Consider the following 15,283-nt stretch of genomic DNA (forward strand, 5'->3'; position numbering starts at 1 on the left):
AACCCTGAACGACACATCCTCGACGGCCTGAAACCGCCCGTACCTCTTCGACAAACTCTCAACTGTGATCATGACTACCAGTCTTCTCCCCCACCACCACCGCACACATCGACCCACAGACTGATCTACCAGCGACTTTCGGGGAAGTGGATGTCATACCGCAGTATGACCGTCAGTCACTCCTCCAGAACCCGCACGGGGTCAACGAGTCCGTTGCTGAACGCGAAAAGCACCGCGTGGACCCGGTCGCGTGAGTCTGTCTTCGCCAGGATCCTCCCGACGTGCGTTTTCACCGTCGGCAGGGAGACGAACAGGCGCCGGGCGATCTCCGGGTTGGAGTACCCCCGTGCGACCAGGACGAGGATCTCCAGCTCGCGCGGAGTCAACGGGTCAGGCAGGTCCAGTGCCGCAGCCGCCGCAGCGGTGTCGGCGCCGGGCCCGGAACCAGCCTCGGGATCGGACTCAGCGTCGGCCCCGGTACCCGAGACGACCTGCGACGTCGCTGCGGCAACCGGCTCCCCCGCCCCCGCTCCTCCCCGGACCTGCCGCAGCAGGCGCGCGGTCGCCTTCGGGGAGATCACCGCCTCCGCCTCGCCGACCGTTCGGACAGCGTCGATGAGTTCCTCCGGATCGGCGTCCTTCAACAGGAAACCGCTGGCACCGGCGGTGATCGACCCCATCACGTACTCGTCGTTGTCGAACGTGGTCAGCACGACCACTCTGGTGGGATCCCCCGACGGACCGGTGACACCGGCGTCGACGATCTTCCTGGTGGCGGCGATACCGTCGAGCTCCGGCATCTGGACGTCCATGAGGATCATGTCGACCGGGTGCGACATGGCCGAAGTGACCGCCTCCGCACCGTCGACGGCCTGCCAGACCACGGTGATGTCCGGCTGAGAATCCAGCACCATGCCGAACCCGGCGCGTACCAGCTGCTGGTCGTCAGCCAGCCCGACCGTGATGGTGGATGTTGACCTTGTCTCGTCCATGATCTCCCTGTCCTCGGTGTGTGCGGGCGTGTACCGGTGCCCTGTCAGATACTGAGCACGACGTCGACACGCCAGCCGCCGACGTACATCTCCGACGCACCCCATTCTGCCGTGCCACCGTGGATCCGGGCACGCTCCCGCAGCCCGACCAACCCCTGCCCCCGTCCATCGTCCGAGTCATCCGAGTCGATGAAGCCGTTACCGGGTGCGTTGTCCACCGTGACGCGGAGCTTACCGGGCACGTTCCAGTCCAGGACCACCCGGGCGCGGGTGGGGCCGGCATGTTTCAGGACGTTGGTCAGGCACTCCTGGACAGTCCGGTACACCGTCAGACCGACAGCGACGTCGACCGGGCCCTCGGTGCCGAGCACCTCGTAGTCGACGGACAGGCCGGACCGCCGGGCATCTTCGACCAGTCCCGCCACCCCGGACACACCGGGCGGCGCGCTGGTGTCCCGGGTCGCGTCGGAGGTTCCACCGCCGTTGCGGTCGCTGCGCAGCACACTGAGCAGCTGCCGCATCTGCGCCAGCGCGTCCCGTCCGGTGCTGCTGATCGTGTCAAGCGCCTCGATGGCTTTCGAGGGGTCCTGCCGCCCGGCATAGCGACCACCGTCGGCCTGTGCGATCACCGCGGTCAGTGAGTGGGCGACGATGTCGTGCATCTCCCGGGCGATCCGGGTCCGCTCGGCCACAGCGGCGAGCTCCACCCGCGCGGCGAGGGACTCCATCCGTTCGTACTGCCGACGTGTCGTCATTCCCAGCTGCCAGAACAGTCCGATCGAGATCACGGCGAGCAGTCCCAGGACCGCACCCATGGTGATGACCTGGAGCAGCGGTGGGCTGTACGGGTCCACTGTCGGATCAATGTCCGCCGTGGACGCACCCCACGCCCGACCAGACCCTGACACGATGCTGACGACCACCACGGCGGCGACCGACCCCCCGGTCAGCAGTGCCAGCCACAGACCCCTGCGCCGCCGGACGTACGCGGAGATGAACCATGCTTCGTAACACACCACGAGATAGGCCAGGACGTAGATGCCCGCGAGGCTGCCCGCTGCCGTCACCAGTCCCACGGCGACGAAGGTCAGCCCGGTCTCCGCGCGCCAGCGTTGGATCAACAGGCCGGCGAAGACCAGGGTGTAGCCACCGACGAGAACCCAGGAGGGGATGACCGGCCCGAAGGAGAAGGCGTTACCCGCGTCCATGGCACCGAACAGGAAGAACACGGCGGACTGGATGACCAGCTGCAGCCAGAACCCCCGGTCGCGCCAGAAGGGCCCCGACTGCGCCTGTGGCGCGCCCGATAATGCTGGTTGTTCCATCACAGCCACAGATCCTACGGCAGTCGCCACCTGCGACGGATCGACCTGCGGTATGATTCCCCACCATGGCAGACGTCGAATTCTCGCATGTGGACATCCGGTACCCGGGTGCGGACTCCCCCACGGTCCCCGACCTCAACCTCAGTATCGGCGACGGCGAGTTCCTCGTCCTCGTCGGACCGTCCGGATGCGGTAAGTCGACCATCCTACGGTCCCTGGCAGGCCTGGAGCCCACGAGTGCCGGTGCGGTCACCATCGGGGGACGCGACGTCACCGGTGTCGAACCCGGCGACCGGGACATCGCCATGGTGTTCCAGGACTACGCCCTGTATCCCCACATGTCGGTCCGGGAGAACATGGGCTTCGCCCTGTCGATCGCCAAACGTCCGAAGGCGGAGATTGCCGAGCGTGTCCAGCGCGCCGCCGACCTGCTCGACCTGGGCGACTACCTCGACAGGAAGCCCAAGGACCTCTCCGGCGGTCAGCGGCAGCGGGTGGCGATGGGACGTGCGATCGTCCGCGAGCCGCAGGTGTTCCTCATGGACGAGCCTCTGTCGAACCTCGATGCCAAATTGCGGGTGCAGACCCGCGCCCAGATCGTGAAGCTGCAGCACGATTTGAGGGTGACCACGGTGTACGTCACCCACGACCAGGTCGAGGCGATGACGATGGGCGACCGGGTCGCCGTCCTGCGGGACGGTCGGCTCCAGCAGGTCGACACCCCACAGAAGCTCTACAACGAGCCGGTCAATGCCTTTGTCGCCGGATTCATCGGATCACCGGCGATGAATCTGCTCGACCTGCCCGCCGGTGCCGACGTCCTGGAGGGGCTGGGGGTCCGTCGTCCGGAGGGTGTGGACGGTGCCCTGCTGGTGGGGGTGCGTCCTGAACATCTCGTGGTCGACGACACCGGCACCGGCCTCCGTGGCACCGTCTCGCTGGTCGAGGAGCTCGGGGCCGACTCGAACGTCTACGCCGAGACCGAGGCAGGCCAGGTCACCGCGAAAACTCAGGCAGTGGGCCAGGACCTCCCGCCCATCGGGGGGAACGTCTCCGTCACCCTCACCGCCCAGGCCCGGGTCCACTTCTTCGATGCGGTGTCCGGTCAACGGGTGAACTGACACCCCCGATCTCCCCCGGATCGTCGACGCAGATACTACACTCAACCGAAGAACCCGCCGGGCGGCGACAACCGGTCCGCCATGGTGTGGTGACGTTTCATTGTTGAGTTCCGTCGGCAGCGTTCCTTAGCCTTCCTGCGGAGCCGTACCTACGCAGAAAGGTTCGGGCCATGGCCAACCTCTCAAAGAAGATCCTGGCCGGTGTCTCGGCCGTCGGACTCAGTGCAGCACTGGTGTCCTGTTCCTCCGACGACAGCGGCGACGGGGACAACGGGGGCGGCGGCACCGACGGCCGTGGACCCATCACCTTCGCCATGGGCAAGAACGACACCGACAAGCTCCGCCCGATCATCGACAAGTGGAACGAGGACAATCCGGACGAGGAGGTCACGCTCCAGGAACTCGCCGGAGAGGCGGACGCCCAGCGCGACACACTCGTCCAGTCCCTCCAGGCGGGGTCCTCCGACATCGACGTCATGGCACTTGACGTGGTCTGGACCGCGCAGTTCGCCGCTCAGGGCTGGCTCGCGCCGCTGCAGGACGATCTCGAGGTCAGCACCGACGGCCTGTTGGACGCCACTGTGGAATCCGCGACCTACAACGACACCCTCTACGCTCTGCCGCAGAACACCAACGGACAGCTGCTGTACCGCAACACCGACATGGTGCCGGAAGCGCCAGAGAAGTGGGAGGACGTCATCGACTCCTGCGAGGATGTCACCGCGGACAACAATGACTGTCTGATCACCCAGCTCAAGCAGTACGAGGGTCTGACGGTCTCCACCGCCGGCTTCATGAGCGGCTGGGGTGGCGGCATCCTCGACGACAACGGTGAGGTCACCGTGACCTCGGACGAGTCCCGCGAGGGTCTGCAGGCGCTGGTCGACGCCTACGAGGACGGCACCATCTCCCGTTCCTCCACGGGTGCGACCGAGGAGGAGACGAACCTCAGCTTCACCCAGGGACAGAACGCCATGGCGATCAACTGGCCGTACATGTACGGCGAGGCCGAGGCCGAGGGCTCCGCAGTGGCGGGCAAGGTCGAGGTGCAGCCGCTCGTCGGCAAGGACGGAGTCGGAGTCTCCACTCTCGGCGGCTACAACAACGGCATCAACGTCAACTCCGAGAACAAGGCCACCGCCCTGGACTTCATGCAGTTCATCGTCAGTGAGGAGAACCAGCGGTCCTTCGCCGAGGAGTCCTTCCCGCCGGTGCTGTCGTCCATCTACGACGATGAGTCCCTGATCGATGAGTTCCCCTACCTCCCCGCCCTGAAGGAGTCCCTGGAGAACGCTAAACCACGTCCGGTGTCCCCGTCGTACGACTCCCTCTCGAAGGCCGTCCAGGACAACGCGTACGCCGCCATCACCGGTGGCAAGAGTGTCGACGACGCCACCAAGGACATGGAGTCCGCCATCGCGAATGTGACCAGCTAGGCCCAGATCCACCGACAGTCACGCCCGGCTGCCGTCGCCCGTCGACGGTATACCGGGCGTCCTGTGTTACCGATAAGGTTCACTCTGTGACTTCCGCTACCCCCCAGAAGAAGCGTGATCTGCGTGCCCTGTGGTTCGTCGGCCCCAGCCTGGCCCTGCTGGCCGTCGTCATCGGTTACCCGATCCTGCGCGCCATCTACCTCTCCTTCCAGGCCGACCGCCACCTTGACCCGGACACCGGCATGTTCGTCGACGGCGGGTTCGCCGGCCTCGACCACTACCTGTACTGGCTGACACAGCGCTGCCTGTCCCCCACCGGCGAGGCGACGACCTGTGCGCCGGGCAACCTGGCCACGGACTTCTGGCCTGCACTGTGGATCACCCTGTTCTTCGTGGTCGTCACCGTCGCCCTGGAGACCGTCCTCGGTCTGTGGATGGCGGTCACCATGTCGAAGACCTTCTGGGGTCGCAGTCTGCTGCGCGCCGCCGTCCTCATCCCCTGGGCCATCCCCACCGCCGTGACCGCGAAGCTGTGGCAGTTCATCTTCGCCCCGGACGGGATCATCAACTCCCTGTTCGGTCTCGACATCGCCTGGACGACCGACCCCTGGGCGGCACGTTTCGCCGTGATCATCGCCGACGTGTGGAAGACCGCACCGTTCATGGCGCTGCTGATCCTCGCCGGACTGCAGATGGTCCCCGGGGGCGTCTACGAGGCGGCACGGGTGGACGGTGCGTCCCGGTGGCAGCAGTTCACACGGATCACGCTGCCGTTGATCAAACCCGCCCTCATGGTCGCCGTGCTGTTCCGGACCCTTGACGCACTACGGATGTACGATCTCCCGGTCATCATGATCAGCGAGTCGACGAACTCCCCGACGGCGGTGATCAGCCAGCTGGTGATCACTGACACGAAGTCCGGCAACTTCAACTCCGCGTCCGCCGTGTCGACCCTGATCTTCCTGCTGATATTCGGCGTCGCCTTCGTGATGGTGAAGTTCCTCGGCGCCGATGTCGCCGGCACACAGAACATGCCACGGTCGACGCGGACCCGAAGATTCCTGAGACGTCGGGCCCCTTCCGATCCCCCCGGCACCGGTTCTGACCGGACTGCCGGCCAGCCCACTGCCCGGACCCCAGAAGAGACACCGGAGGCCACCCGATGATGAAGGTCGTCCGCAACTACCTGCCCGTGATCTTCATCCTGATCTGGGCGCTCGCACCGTTCTACTGGATGGTGGTCACCGCCTTCCGCGACAAGGCCCACACCTTCTCCACAAATCCGCTCCCCAGCCATCTCACCCTCGACAACTTCAAGGATGCACTGGCCACCGACGCCGGAAACAACTTCCTGCGAGCCATCGGCAACAGCCTGATCATCGGTGTGGCGACGACAGCGATCGCCCTGGTCGTCGGGGTATTCACCGCCTACGCCCTGGCACGCGTCGACTTCCGCGGGAAGGGGTTCGTCACGGGCATCATCCTCGCGGCCTCGATGTTCCCCGGGATCGCCCTGGTGACGCCGCTGTTCCAGCTGTTCAGCAACATCGGGTGGATCGGTACCTACCAGGCACTGATCATCCCGAACATCTCCTTCGTCCTGCCGTTGACGGTGTACACGCTGACGTCCTTCTTCCGCGAGCTGCCCTGGAAGCTTGAGGAGGCTGCCCGCGTGGACGGCGCCTCGCGTGGCCTGGCGTTCCGGAAGGTCATCCTGCCGTTGGCCGCGCCGGCCCTCTTCACCACGGCGATCCTCGCGTTCATCGCCACGTGGAACGAGTTCATGCTCGCCAAGCAGCTCTCCACCACCTCCACCGAGCCCGTCACCGTGGCCATCGCCCGGTTCACCGGCGCCAGCGCCTTCCAGTTCCCGTACGCGGCGACGATGGCGGCCGGTGCGCTGGTCACCGTCCCGCTGGTGATCATGGTGCTCGTGTTCCAGCGGCGCATCGTCTCCGGCCTGACCGCCGGTGGCGTGAAGTGACCAGGCAGACCCCCAATCGCCGCGACAACCCGGACCATTCCGAGTACCGACGTCGGCGGACCGTCCTGGAGGCGGTCCTGGGGTTCCTGTCGTTCTTCACCGTGCTGGCGCTCGTGCAGGCCGTCTGGAACGTGTTCCAGGACGACCCCGCGGTGTGGCCCGCTCTGCTTCTGGCCGCACTCCTGGTCGCGACCTGGGCCGTGTGGCGGCAGTGGCGCCGCTACGACTGAACCGATCCGGGTCAGGCCCGCCCCAGCACGCGGTGGATCATCAGGGCCACGTATTCACGCAGGTACGCCGCTGGCAGAGACGGTTTCGGGGTTGGCGCCCCCAGCACCACCGCATCGAAGGGACGGCCGTTGCCACCCCGTTCCTCCCGGAGCATCGCGACGATGCGCTCGGTACGCATCACGTGGAAATCCGAGGTGCACACCACGATGAAGGGGTCCTCGACGCCCTGTCCGGCAAGCAGGTCAAGACTGAAATGCAGGTTCTCCGTGGTGTCGGTGGCCTCGCGTTCCTCCAGGACCACGTCCCGCGGGAAGCCGCGTCCCGCGATGTAATGGTGCATCGCCTCCGCTTCGGTGCAGGGTTCGTCGTCCCCCCGCCCACCGGAGACGATGAGCGGCACGGTCCCCGACCGGTCCGCCCGCTCCAGGGTGCGCCAGGCGGCGGCGCCACGGTCGCAACGGCATGCGAGCAGGGCACTGACCTTGTCCGCGGCCAGTCCCGCCCCCAGGACGACGACGGCGTCCGCCTCCTCCGGCGCAGGACGGTGGCGCCCCCGACGGACCTGCACCAGGAAGACGACCATCGTGCCCACCGCAACGAGCCACAGGACCACGCCAAGAGCACCGAGGACCGTGAGGACGATGAGGGCGTCGTTCACCCCGGCACCCCAGCTCCGCCAGGCACTCCAGGCAGACAGGGCCAGTACGGCACTGCCCAGACCCAGGGTCAGCATCATTGCCGCGGCGACGACGGTGCTCAGGTGGAACCAGCCACGTCCGTCGACACCGGGCAACGCGTCCCCCATCCACCGGGCGACGACCCAGCCGACACCGGCCACCACCAGCTGTGAGAACCCCCACGCGACCCACACCGGCAGCGGGAACCCACCCCCGTAGGCTGCGACGATGAGCCACGCCCACAGGAGTTCAGCGACCAGCAGCACCATCAGCCCGTTGCCGCGCCACCGCGAGCGTGACTTCACACTCCAGGCCGTCGCTGCGACGGCCACGGCCACGAGAAGCGTGACGAGCAGGATCCCCGACATCCCCAGGTTCCTCCCCGGTCCCTACTCGCCCATCAACTGCTGCTTCAGACGGTGGTCCTTCTCCAGAACCTCGTCGCGCATGCGTTCCTGGTACGCCACCATGCCCTCGAGAAGCCGGGGATCAGCCACGCCGAGCATCCGGACGGCGAGCAGCCCGGCGTTCTTCGCGCCGTCGATGGAGACCGTCGCGGTGGGGACACCGGCCGGCATCTGCACGATCGACAGCAGCGAGTCCAACCCGTCCAGGTTCTTCAGCGCCCGGGGGATGCCGATGACCGGCAGCGGGGTGGCTGCAGCGACCATACCCGGCAGATGGGCGGCACCCCCGGCACAGGCGATGATCACCTTGACCCCGGTGGTGTGCGCCGCACGGGCGTAGTCCAGCATCCGCTCGGGGGTGCGGTGCGCCGACACCACACCGATCTCCATGGGGACGCCGAACTCCGCCAGAACCTGCGCCGCAGGTTCCACGGTCGGCCAGTCGGAGTCCGACCCCATCACGATGCCGACCAGAGGCGCCCGCCCCTCCGTCGCGTCCTGTCCGGTGTCCTGCCCGGTGGTCTGCCCTGTGCTGTTCTCTGCGCTGCTCTCGGTAGTCACGCGGGCAACTCTACCCGCCCGGGAGGCTCAGGCGTCCGTCCAGCGTGCCGTCACCAGGAAGTCCGACGCCAGGCGGGCATCGCGACGCAGAGCCTCCACCGCTTCCGGCGTCGCCTCCCTGCCCAACGGCAGCGACATGTTCACGTGCCCGATCTTGCGGCGCGGTCGCCAGTCCTTGCCGTAGAGGTGGATCTTCGCGTCCGGGTACCGGCGCCACACCTCGTCCATACGGCGGGGCATCGGCATCTCCGGGTCCGCGGTGTCGTCGCCGAGGACGTTGGCCATCACGGTCGTGGCCGTCAACGCAGCCGTCGACCCCAGCGGCCGGTCCAGGACCGCCCGCAGGTGCTGCTCGAACTGACTGGTCACGCATCCGTCCTGGGTCCAGTGGCCGGTGTTGTGCGGGCGCATCGCCAGTTCGTTGACGATGATCTCCGGCTGGCCGGCCTCATCGACGGTCTCGAAGAGCTCGACGGCGAGAACACCGGTGACACCCAGCTCCCCGGCCACCTGACGGGCCAGCTCATGTGCCTGGTCGACGACGCGCCGTCGTCCCTCCGACTCCGCCGGTGCCGGGGACACGGCGAGGTAGCAGATCCCGTCGGCCTGCACCGATTCCACGACAGGCCAGGAGGCGATCTCCCCGGAGGGCGTCCTGGCCACCATGGCGGACAGTTCGCGCACCAGGTGCACCTTCTTCTCCACCATCAACGGCACGCCCTCTGCCAGGAGGTCCTCGACCAGCGCAGCGACATCCTCACGCGACTCCGGGAACCACACCCCCTTACCGTCGTAGCCGCCCCGACGTGCCTTGAGGCACACCGCGCCGTCAGTGGCGTCCCAGAAGCCGGTCGCGTCCGCCACGGTCTCCACGGCGAGGAACGGGGGCACCGGTGCGCCGATCTCCCTCATCCGCTTGCGCATCACCAGCTTGTCCTGGGCATTGATCAACGCGGACGGCTGCGGCTGCACGTTCACGCCGTCGGCGATGAGGCCTTCGAGATAGTCGTTGGGCACATGCTCGTGGTCGAAGGTCACCGCGTCCGCCCCCGCGGACACCTCACGGACGACGCTCTCGTCGGTGTACTCCCCCAGCCAGACGTCTGCGGTGGCCTGGGCCGCCGAGGCACCGATCGATCCGGCGAGGAGCCGGACGGTGAGGCCGAGCTCGATCCCCGCCTGCTGCATCATGCGGGCCAGCTGCCCGTCACCGATGACGGTGACCAGCGGCATGTCCGGCGAGTGCGCCTCAGGACGGGCATGTGATCGGTCCAGCGGTTCTTCCGGGGTCTTCTGCGCGTCAGTCACGGTGGTTCAGTATAGCGGCCGAGGCAGATGCACCGGGATGTGGGAATGCACCAGACGGGCGAAACGCTTGGCATAGGGCACGTCCCGCAGTACCAGCGGTCGACCGCCGCCACGGAGGAACACCCGGACCTCGGACTTGTGCACCCGGACGTCCACGATCTGCGCCAACGGCACCTCGCCGATGTGGCTGCGCATGTGCCCGGTGGCGGTGATCAGGCGGGAATCCGTGAGTATCATCCGGCTCCGTGTCCGGAACAAGAGGTGACGCAGGCACCTGCGCCAGCTCAACCACACCCATGCCACCAGGACGATCCTGCGCCCCCACACTGCTGCGGTGGCGGTGCCGGTGTCCGATTCACCGACCAGACGGGGCACGTCGGCGATGTTGTCCGGAACGTACCCGACCCAGGTCGTGGCGAGGCTGCCCAGGTACGAGTCGAGCAACCCGACCGCGAGCCAGACCACGCCGGTGATCACCACGAGTTCCAGTACCGGGAACAGGGTGCTGCGCCGCGACGGACTCAGTTCGGCGAGGACCTCCTCATCCGGGGCGAAATTTATCTTCGGCACGACAGAGACCTTAGTTCCTCTGGTCCGTGGCGGGCACCGGCCGCAGGTGGACGACGTCGCCGGCGGTGACCGTCCGCCGCTCACCGGCAGCCGTCTCGATGACCAGTCCACCCTGACCGTCAAGGTCGACGGCGATGCCGGTGAGCTCTTCACCACCCGGGAGCTCGGCGCGGACCCGCGTGCCGAGTGTCGCCGACAACTCCCGGTAGCGACGACGCAGGTTCTCCAGGGACGGGCCACCACGACGCCACGCCTCGTCGACGTCGACGATCCACGACAGCTCAGCGGCGGCGAGTGCCTCCCGGTCGTGCACCGACGCCAGGGTGGCCCCCTGGTCGGTCAGGGAGGTTCCTGCCTCCACACCTGCCTCGGCGAACTCGTCGGCGGTGATCGACGCGTTCAGCCCCACCCCCACGACGACGGCCACCGGGTCAAGGCTCACCGCTTCGACGAGGATGCCGGCGAGCTTCCGGTAGCCGTGGGGAGTGTCACCCGGCCGGCTGTCCACGACGATGACGTCGTTGGGCACTTCAGTCGGGCGTCAACCCCGACTGTGCGGGCTGCTTCGGCCACTGCCACGCCGATCAGCAGCGGAAGCTCCCCAAACCGCTCGGGTGGGACGTCCTGCACGGACGGGCGGAGCAGCACACTCATGATCACCTGGGCTCCGGCCGGGGCCGACCATCGACGACCCAGCCTGCCCCGGGCCGTCACCTGTTCCTCCGCCACGATCACCGTGCGGTCGGCAAGTCCCGGATCGGCACGGAACGCGTCCGCCAGGTCGGCGTTGGTCGACCCCGTCGTGCCGACGACGGTGACGGTGCCGACACTGCTGTCCCTGTCCTGGATGACGGCGGAGAGACGGGTGGCGTCGAAGGGGGCACGGGAGTCGGTCGGGGAGTCGGTCATGGCCACAAGGATAACGCCCACACGCGCACGGGCGACCTGTATGGCGACGCCCGCACCGTTTCCTCCTAGACTGTAGGCCATGACTTCACCCACCCCCGCCCCTCGCCAGGTCGACACGTCTACCACCGCAGGGAAACTCGAGGACCTCCGGATCCGTCTCGAGGAGACGTCTGCCCCGGTCGGCGAGGAAGCTGTCGGCGCCGTCCACGAGGCCGGCCGACTCACCGCCCGCGAGCGGGTCGAGCACCTCCTCGACGACGGCTCGTTCGTCGAGATCGATGCGCTGGCACGCCATCGCGCCAACGCCTACGGCATGGACCGGTCCCGCCCGGTGTCCGACGGTGTCGTCACCGGTTACGGCACCGTCGACGGCCGCCAGGTCTGCATCTTCTCCCAGGACGGCACCGTGTTCGACGGCACCGTGGGTGAGGTGCACGCCGAGAAGCTCGTGAAGGTGATGGAGCTCGCCCTGCGTTCGGGCGTGCCCCTGGTGGGCGTGCATGACTCGACCGGCGCACGCGTGAAGGAGGGCGTGGTGTCCCTGGGGATGGCCGCACGCCTGTACCGCCTGCGCACCCGGATGTCCGGGGTCGTCCCGCAGATCTCGGTGATCGCCGGGCCGACGGCCGGTACCGAGGCCCACCAGCCGGTCCTCGCCGACGTCGTCGTGATGGTGGACGGAACGTCCTCGCTGTACCTGACCGGCCCGGAGATCACCCGACGGGTGGTCGGTGAGGACGTCACCGCCGACGACCTGGGCTCGGCGGCGACGCATGCCGCGGTCACAGGCACCTCGCACCACACCGCCGCGGACGACCGCGCTGCGCTGGACTTCGTCCAGACCCTGCTCGGCCAGCTTCCGTCCAACAACCGCTCGACGGTGCCGTTCAGTGAGGAGACGGACGGTAACTCTGCCGCCACGGCACAGCTGGACTCCGTGATCCCCGACTCCCCGTTGGCCGGTTACGACGTCAGCGACGTGCTCGCCGGCATCGTGGACGCGGATTCCTTCCTCGAGCTGCAGCCGGACTTCGCGGGCAACATCCTCACCGGGTTCGCCCGCATCGGCGGGCGCGGCGTCGGTGTCGTCGCCAACCAGCCGATGGTCCTCGCGGGAGCGCTGGACGCCGCCGCGGCACAGAAGGCTGCCCGGTTCATCCGCACCTGCGACGCCTTCAACCTCCCGGTCGTGTTCGTCGTCGACTCCCCCGGCTTCATGCCCGGCGGGGACGAGGAACGCAACGGGCTGCTGCGCCGCTCAGCCTCCCTGCTGTACGCCGTGGCGGAGGCGAGCGTGGGCATCGTCACCGTGGTGACCCGCAAGGCGTACGGGACGTCCTACATCGCCCTGGGGTCCAAGAACATCGGTGCCGACCTCGTCTTCGCGTGGCCGAGCGCACAGATCTCCAACGCTGACGCCGAGAACACCGTCGCCGCCGTCCACGCCGATACGCTGGCGAAGGCGGAACGTCGGAAGAAGGACGTCGCCGCCCTGACTGTCGAACTCACCGACGAGGTCGAGAAGAACCTCGTCAACCCCTACGCCGCCGCCGAGCGCGGCTACGTCGACGCCGTCATTCCCCCGTCCCGAACCCGTTCCCAGGTGATCGACGGTCTCGGACTGCTGGAACGCAAGGTCGTCGACTCCCCCGCCCGCAAACACGGCAACCTGCCGCTGTAGAGGAGCCTCCATGACTGTCCCCGACACCACGCCCTTCACCGTCCTCAAGGGTCGGCCCGACGACACCGAGACCGCGGCCATCGGACGCGCACTCTCCGTCCTCCTCGCCGAGGCCGCCGACGCGGCGAGCTCGTCCGCCGGCTCCGACCCCCGCGAAATCAACCGGATGCGTGCCCGGACCAGCTCCCGCGGGACCTGGGGAACCCCCGCCGAGCAGCTGCCCGGACACCGGAACGCGACCGGGACCTTCAACCCGACTGGCTTCCGTGTCTGAGCCGCGCCGCTCCCCGGCTGCCCGGGTGATCCTGGCGTCATCGTCCCCGTCGCGACTGTCCGTGCTGCGGTCAGCCGGGGTTGAGCCGGAGATCCTCGTGCCCGGTGTCGACGAGGACGCGGCCACCGCAGAGCTGCACTCCCGGATACCCGACCCGACGCCGGCGGAGGTCGTCTGCCACCTGGCGCAGACGAAGTCCCAGGCCGTACTCACCCAGTACAGCGACCGGCTGGACTCTGGGCAGGACTCTGGGGCCGTCGTCATCGCCGCGGACTCCATGCTGCTGCTCGACGGCGAGCTGCAGGGTAAACCCCTGACCGTGGAACGCACCGTCGAACGGTGGCGGCAACAGCGCGGCGCGACGGCGACACTGATCACCGGCCACGCGGTGACCTTCCGCGGGGAGACCGTCACCGGGGCGAGTGACACGGTCGTGCACTTCGCCGACGCCTCCGACCGCGACATCGAGGCCTATGCAGCCACCGGTGAGCCGCTCCAGTGCGCGGGTGCGTTCACCCTCGAGGCACTGGGCGGCTGGTTCATCGACCGGATCGAGGGCGACCCCTCGAGCGTGATCGGGCTGTCCCTCCCGCTGGTGCGGCGGACGCTGGCCGGCTTCGGGCTGGACGTCTCGGACTTCTGGAACCGGTAGGCACGGGCTCCCCCACCGTCGGCCCTGCGATTGAGTCCTCAGGTCACACCCCACCCGGAATTCTGACCTGAATGCTCAAACCGTGTGGATCAGCAGCCCCGTCCCATCCTGTACTGTGCGGTTTCACAGCTGTTTGCCTCACGATCGCGATTCACCGACCCGTGGACGCTAGACTTCTTGTGACGACATGAAAGGCGGTGCCCTCACCCGTGGGAATCGAACTGGACCCCAGCCCGAATCTTCGGCAGTACGCCCACCCGGGCAAGCTCGTCACGAGCTCCTGGCTCGGCGCGAAGCTGGGTGGCCCCGGGTTGAAGGTGGTGGAGTCGGACTCCGACCCCATCCTCTACAACATCGGCCACCTCCCTACCGCCATCCGCATCGACCTCCACGAGGATCTCGGTGACCCGGTCACCCGGGACTTCCTCGACGGGGAAGGCTTCGCCCGTCTCATGGACGCCAAGGGGATCACACGGGACGACACAGTGGTGCTGTACGGCGACGACTCGAATCTGTGGGCGAGCTACACTCTCTGGGTCTTCGAGCTCTTCGGGCACCCTGACGTCCGGCTGCTGGACGGCGGCCGTGAGGCGTGGATGCAGGACGAGCGAGAGACCTCGTACGATGCCCCGCCGGAGCCCACGTCCGGGTACCCCGTGGTGGAACGCGACGACGCCTCCCACCGCATCTTCGTCGACGAGGTGCGCTCCCGGCACGATGCGTTGCAGCTGATCGACCTACGTGATCCGGAGGACTTCATCGGTATCGGCACGCTGGAGCACGGTAGTGCGGCGGAAAGCGGTCAGCCGGACACCTACTCCGGCTACTCCGACGCCGTCACCCACATCCCGGTCTGCCGGAGCGGGCACATCCCCGGTGCGGTGAACATCCCGCAGCGGGCGACACTGCATCCGAACCACCGCTTCCGGACCCGCGAGGAACTCGACGAGGTGTTCTCCGCGCTGGACGCTTCCGGCGCCACGGTGCCGTACTGCCATGCCGGGGAACGTGCCGCCCACCTGTGGTTCGTCCTGCACCACCTGCTGGGATGGGACGATGTCCGCGCCTACGACGGCTCGTGGGTGGAGTGGGGGAACATGGTCCGGATGCCGATCGCGACAGGTGCCTGAAACATTCCGTCTGTGACCGACGCTG

The 15,283-nt window shown here is 67.6% G+C and carries 17 protein-coding genes; 9 read left to right on the top strand and 8 right to left on the bottom strand.

What is annotated here, in order from left to right; translation table 11 throughout:
* Positions 1–176: 176 nt before the first annotated feature.
* Entirely contained in the window at positions 177–992 is an 816-nt protein-coding gene (locus BJF89_RS00005; protein WP_075811123.1) for a response regulator transcription factor, read from the bottom strand.
* 44 nt (positions 993–1,036) lie between these two features.
* Positions 1,037–2,317 carry a sensor histidine kinase gene (locus tag BJF89_RS00010; RefSeq protein WP_083650396.1) on the bottom strand — a complete coding sequence of 427 codons (1,281 nt, stop codon included), beginning with the start codon at positions 2,315–2,317 and terminating at the stop codon, positions 1,037–1,039.
* Between the two features lie 65 nt (positions 2,318–2,382).
* On the opposite strand from BJF89_RS00010, the gene BJF89_RS00015 reads away from it, so the two are divergent.
* From BJF89_RS00015 to BJF89_RS00035, 5 genes are all read left to right on the top strand, one after another.
* The gene (locus BJF89_RS00015) at positions 2,383–3,438 is read left to right on the top strand and encodes an ABC transporter ATP-binding protein (protein ID WP_075811125.1); all 1,056 of its coding nucleotides are present in this window, start codon (positions 2,383–2,385) and stop codon (positions 3,436–3,438) included.
* Between the two features lie 170 nt (positions 3,439–3,608).
* Positions 3,609–4,874, top strand: coding sequence for an ABC transporter substrate-binding protein (locus BJF89_RS00020; protein ID WP_075811127.1), 1,266 nt, complete (start codon positions 3,609–3,611; stop codon positions 4,872–4,874).
* Positions 4,875–4,993: 119 nt separating this feature from the next.
* The gene (locus BJF89_RS00025; RefSeq protein WP_369803614.1) at positions 4,994–6,040 is read left to right on the top strand and encodes a carbohydrate ABC transporter permease; all 1,047 of its coding nucleotides are present in this window, start codon (positions 4,994–4,996) and stop codon (positions 6,038–6,040) included.
* Positions 6,040–6,858 (top strand): carbohydrate ABC transporter permease, encoded by an 819-nt coding sequence (locus BJF89_RS00030; RefSeq protein ID WP_187344658.1) that lies wholly within the window; start codon positions 6,040–6,042, stop codon positions 6,856–6,858. Before BJF89_RS00025 ends, BJF89_RS00030 begins: the two co-directional genes overlap by 1 nt.
* Positions 6,855–7,088, top strand: coding sequence for a hypothetical protein (locus BJF89_RS00035; protein ID WP_075811133.1), 234 nt, complete (start codon positions 6,855–6,857; stop codon positions 7,086–7,088). Before BJF89_RS00030 ends, BJF89_RS00035 begins: the two co-directional genes overlap by 4 nt.
* An 11-nt stretch (positions 7,089–7,099) precedes the next feature.
* Here the strand turns inward: BJF89_RS00035 and BJF89_RS00040 are convergent, their stop codons facing one another.
* The 6 genes from BJF89_RS00040 to BJF89_RS19195 all read right to left on the bottom strand — a co-directional run bounded on the left by BJF89_RS00040 (position 7,100) and on the right by BJF89_RS19195 (position 11,521).
* Entirely contained in the window at positions 7,100–8,134 is a 1,035-nt protein-coding gene (locus BJF89_RS00040; RefSeq protein WP_075811135.1) for a YdcF family protein, read from the bottom strand.
* Positions 8,135–8,155: 21 nt separating this feature from the next.
* Entirely contained in the window at positions 8,156–8,632 is a 477-nt protein-coding gene (gene purE, locus BJF89_RS00045) for a 5-(carboxyamino)imidazole ribonucleotide mutase (protein WP_075811356.1), read from the bottom strand.
* 129 nt (positions 8,633–8,761) lie between these two features.
* Positions 8,762–10,009 carry a 5-(carboxyamino)imidazole ribonucleotide synthase gene (locus BJF89_RS00050; RefSeq protein ID WP_369803615.1) on the bottom strand — a complete coding sequence of 416 codons (1,248 nt, stop codon included), beginning with the start codon at positions 10,007–10,009 and terminating at the stop codon, positions 8,762–8,764.
* Between the two features lie 39 nt (positions 10,010–10,048).
* The gene (locus BJF89_RS00055) at positions 10,049–10,612 is read right to left on the bottom strand and encodes a hypothetical protein (protein ID WP_075811139.1); all 564 of its coding nucleotides are present in this window, start codon (positions 10,610–10,612) and stop codon (positions 10,049–10,051) included.
* 10 nt (positions 10,613–10,622) lie between these two features.
* Positions 10,623–11,120, bottom strand: a complete 498-nt coding sequence (locus BJF89_RS19190; protein WP_255372416.1) for a biotin--[acetyl-CoA-carboxylase] ligase — start codon at positions 11,118–11,120, stop codon at positions 10,623–10,625.
* Entirely contained in the window at positions 11,051–11,521 is a 471-nt protein-coding gene (locus tag BJF89_RS19195; RefSeq protein ID WP_255372417.1) for a biotin--[acetyl-CoA-carboxylase] ligase, read from the bottom strand. The genes BJF89_RS19190 and BJF89_RS19195 overlap by 70 nt, the downstream gene beginning before the upstream one ends.
* A 79-nt stretch (positions 11,522–11,600) precedes the next feature.
* Here BJF89_RS19195 and BJF89_RS00065 point away from each other — a divergent pair, with 79 nt between their 5' ends.
* The 4 genes from BJF89_RS00065 (at position 11,601) to BJF89_RS00080 (ending at position 15,258) form a co-directional block, all read left to right on the top strand.
* A complete protein-coding gene (locus tag BJF89_RS00065) occupies positions 11,601–13,202 on the top strand; it encodes an acyl-CoA carboxylase subunit beta (RefSeq protein ID WP_075811141.1) in 1,602 nt (533 codons plus the stop codon).
* Positions 13,203–13,212: 10 nt separating this feature from the next.
* Positions 13,213–13,476, top strand: coding sequence for a hypothetical protein (locus tag BJF89_RS00070; protein ID WP_075811143.1), 264 nt, complete (start codon positions 13,213–13,215; stop codon positions 13,474–13,476).
* Positions 13,469–14,128 carry a nucleoside triphosphate pyrophosphatase gene (locus BJF89_RS00075; protein ID WP_075811145.1) on the top strand — a complete coding sequence of 220 codons (660 nt, stop codon included), beginning with the start codon at positions 13,469–13,471 and terminating at the stop codon, positions 14,126–14,128. The genes BJF89_RS00070 and BJF89_RS00075 overlap by 8 nt, the downstream gene beginning before the upstream one ends.
* A 209-nt stretch (positions 14,129–14,337) precedes the next feature.
* The gene (locus BJF89_RS00080; RefSeq protein ID WP_075811146.1) at positions 14,338–15,258 is read left to right on the top strand and encodes a sulfurtransferase; all 921 of its coding nucleotides are present in this window, start codon (positions 14,338–14,340) and stop codon (positions 15,256–15,258) included.
* Positions 15,259–15,283: the final 25 nt, after the last annotated feature.

Source organism: Corynebacterium sp. CNJ-954 (genome assembly GCF_001942345.1).
GTDB lineage: Bacteria > Actinomycetota > Actinomycetes > Mycobacteriales > Mycobacteriaceae > Corynebacterium.

Coding starts and splice junctions, on each gene's coding strand:
- BJF89_RS00010 (WP_083650396.1), bottom strand. CDS start 2,317: ATGGAACAACCAGCATTATCGGGCGCGCCACAGGCGCAGTCGGGGCCC.
- BJF89_RS00020 (WP_075811127.1), top strand. CDS start 3,609: ATGGCCAACCTCTCAAAGAAGATCCTGGCCGGTGTCTCGGCCGTCGGA.
- BJF89_RS00005 (WP_075811123.1), bottom strand. CDS start 992: ATGGACGAGACAAGGTCAACATCCACCATCACGGTCGGGCTGGCTGAC.
- BJF89_RS00015 (WP_075811125.1), top strand. CDS start 2,383: ATGGCAGACGTCGAATTCTCGCATGTGGACATCCGGTACCCGGGTGCG.
- BJF89_RS00070 (WP_075811143.1), top strand. CDS start 13,213: ATGACTGTCCCCGACACCACGCCCTTCACCGTCCTCAAGGGTCGGCCC.
- purE (WP_075811356.1), bottom strand. CDS start 8,632: ATGGGGTCGGACTCCGACTGGCCGACCGTGGAACCTGCGGCGCAGGTT.
- BJF89_RS19195 (WP_255372417.1), bottom strand. CDS start 11,521: ATGACCGACTCCCCGACCGACTCCCGTGCCCCCTTCGACGCCACCCGT.
- BJF89_RS00030 (WP_187344658.1), top strand. CDS start 6,040: ATGAAGGTCGTCCGCAACTACCTGCCCGTGATCTTCATCCTGATCTGG.
- BJF89_RS00065 (WP_075811141.1), top strand. CDS start 11,601: ATGACTTCACCCACCCCCGCCCCTCGCCAGGTCGACACGTCTACCACC.
- BJF89_RS00040 (WP_075811135.1), bottom strand. CDS start 8,134: ATGTCGGGGATCCTGCTCGTCACGCTTCTCGTGGCCGTGGCCGTCGCA.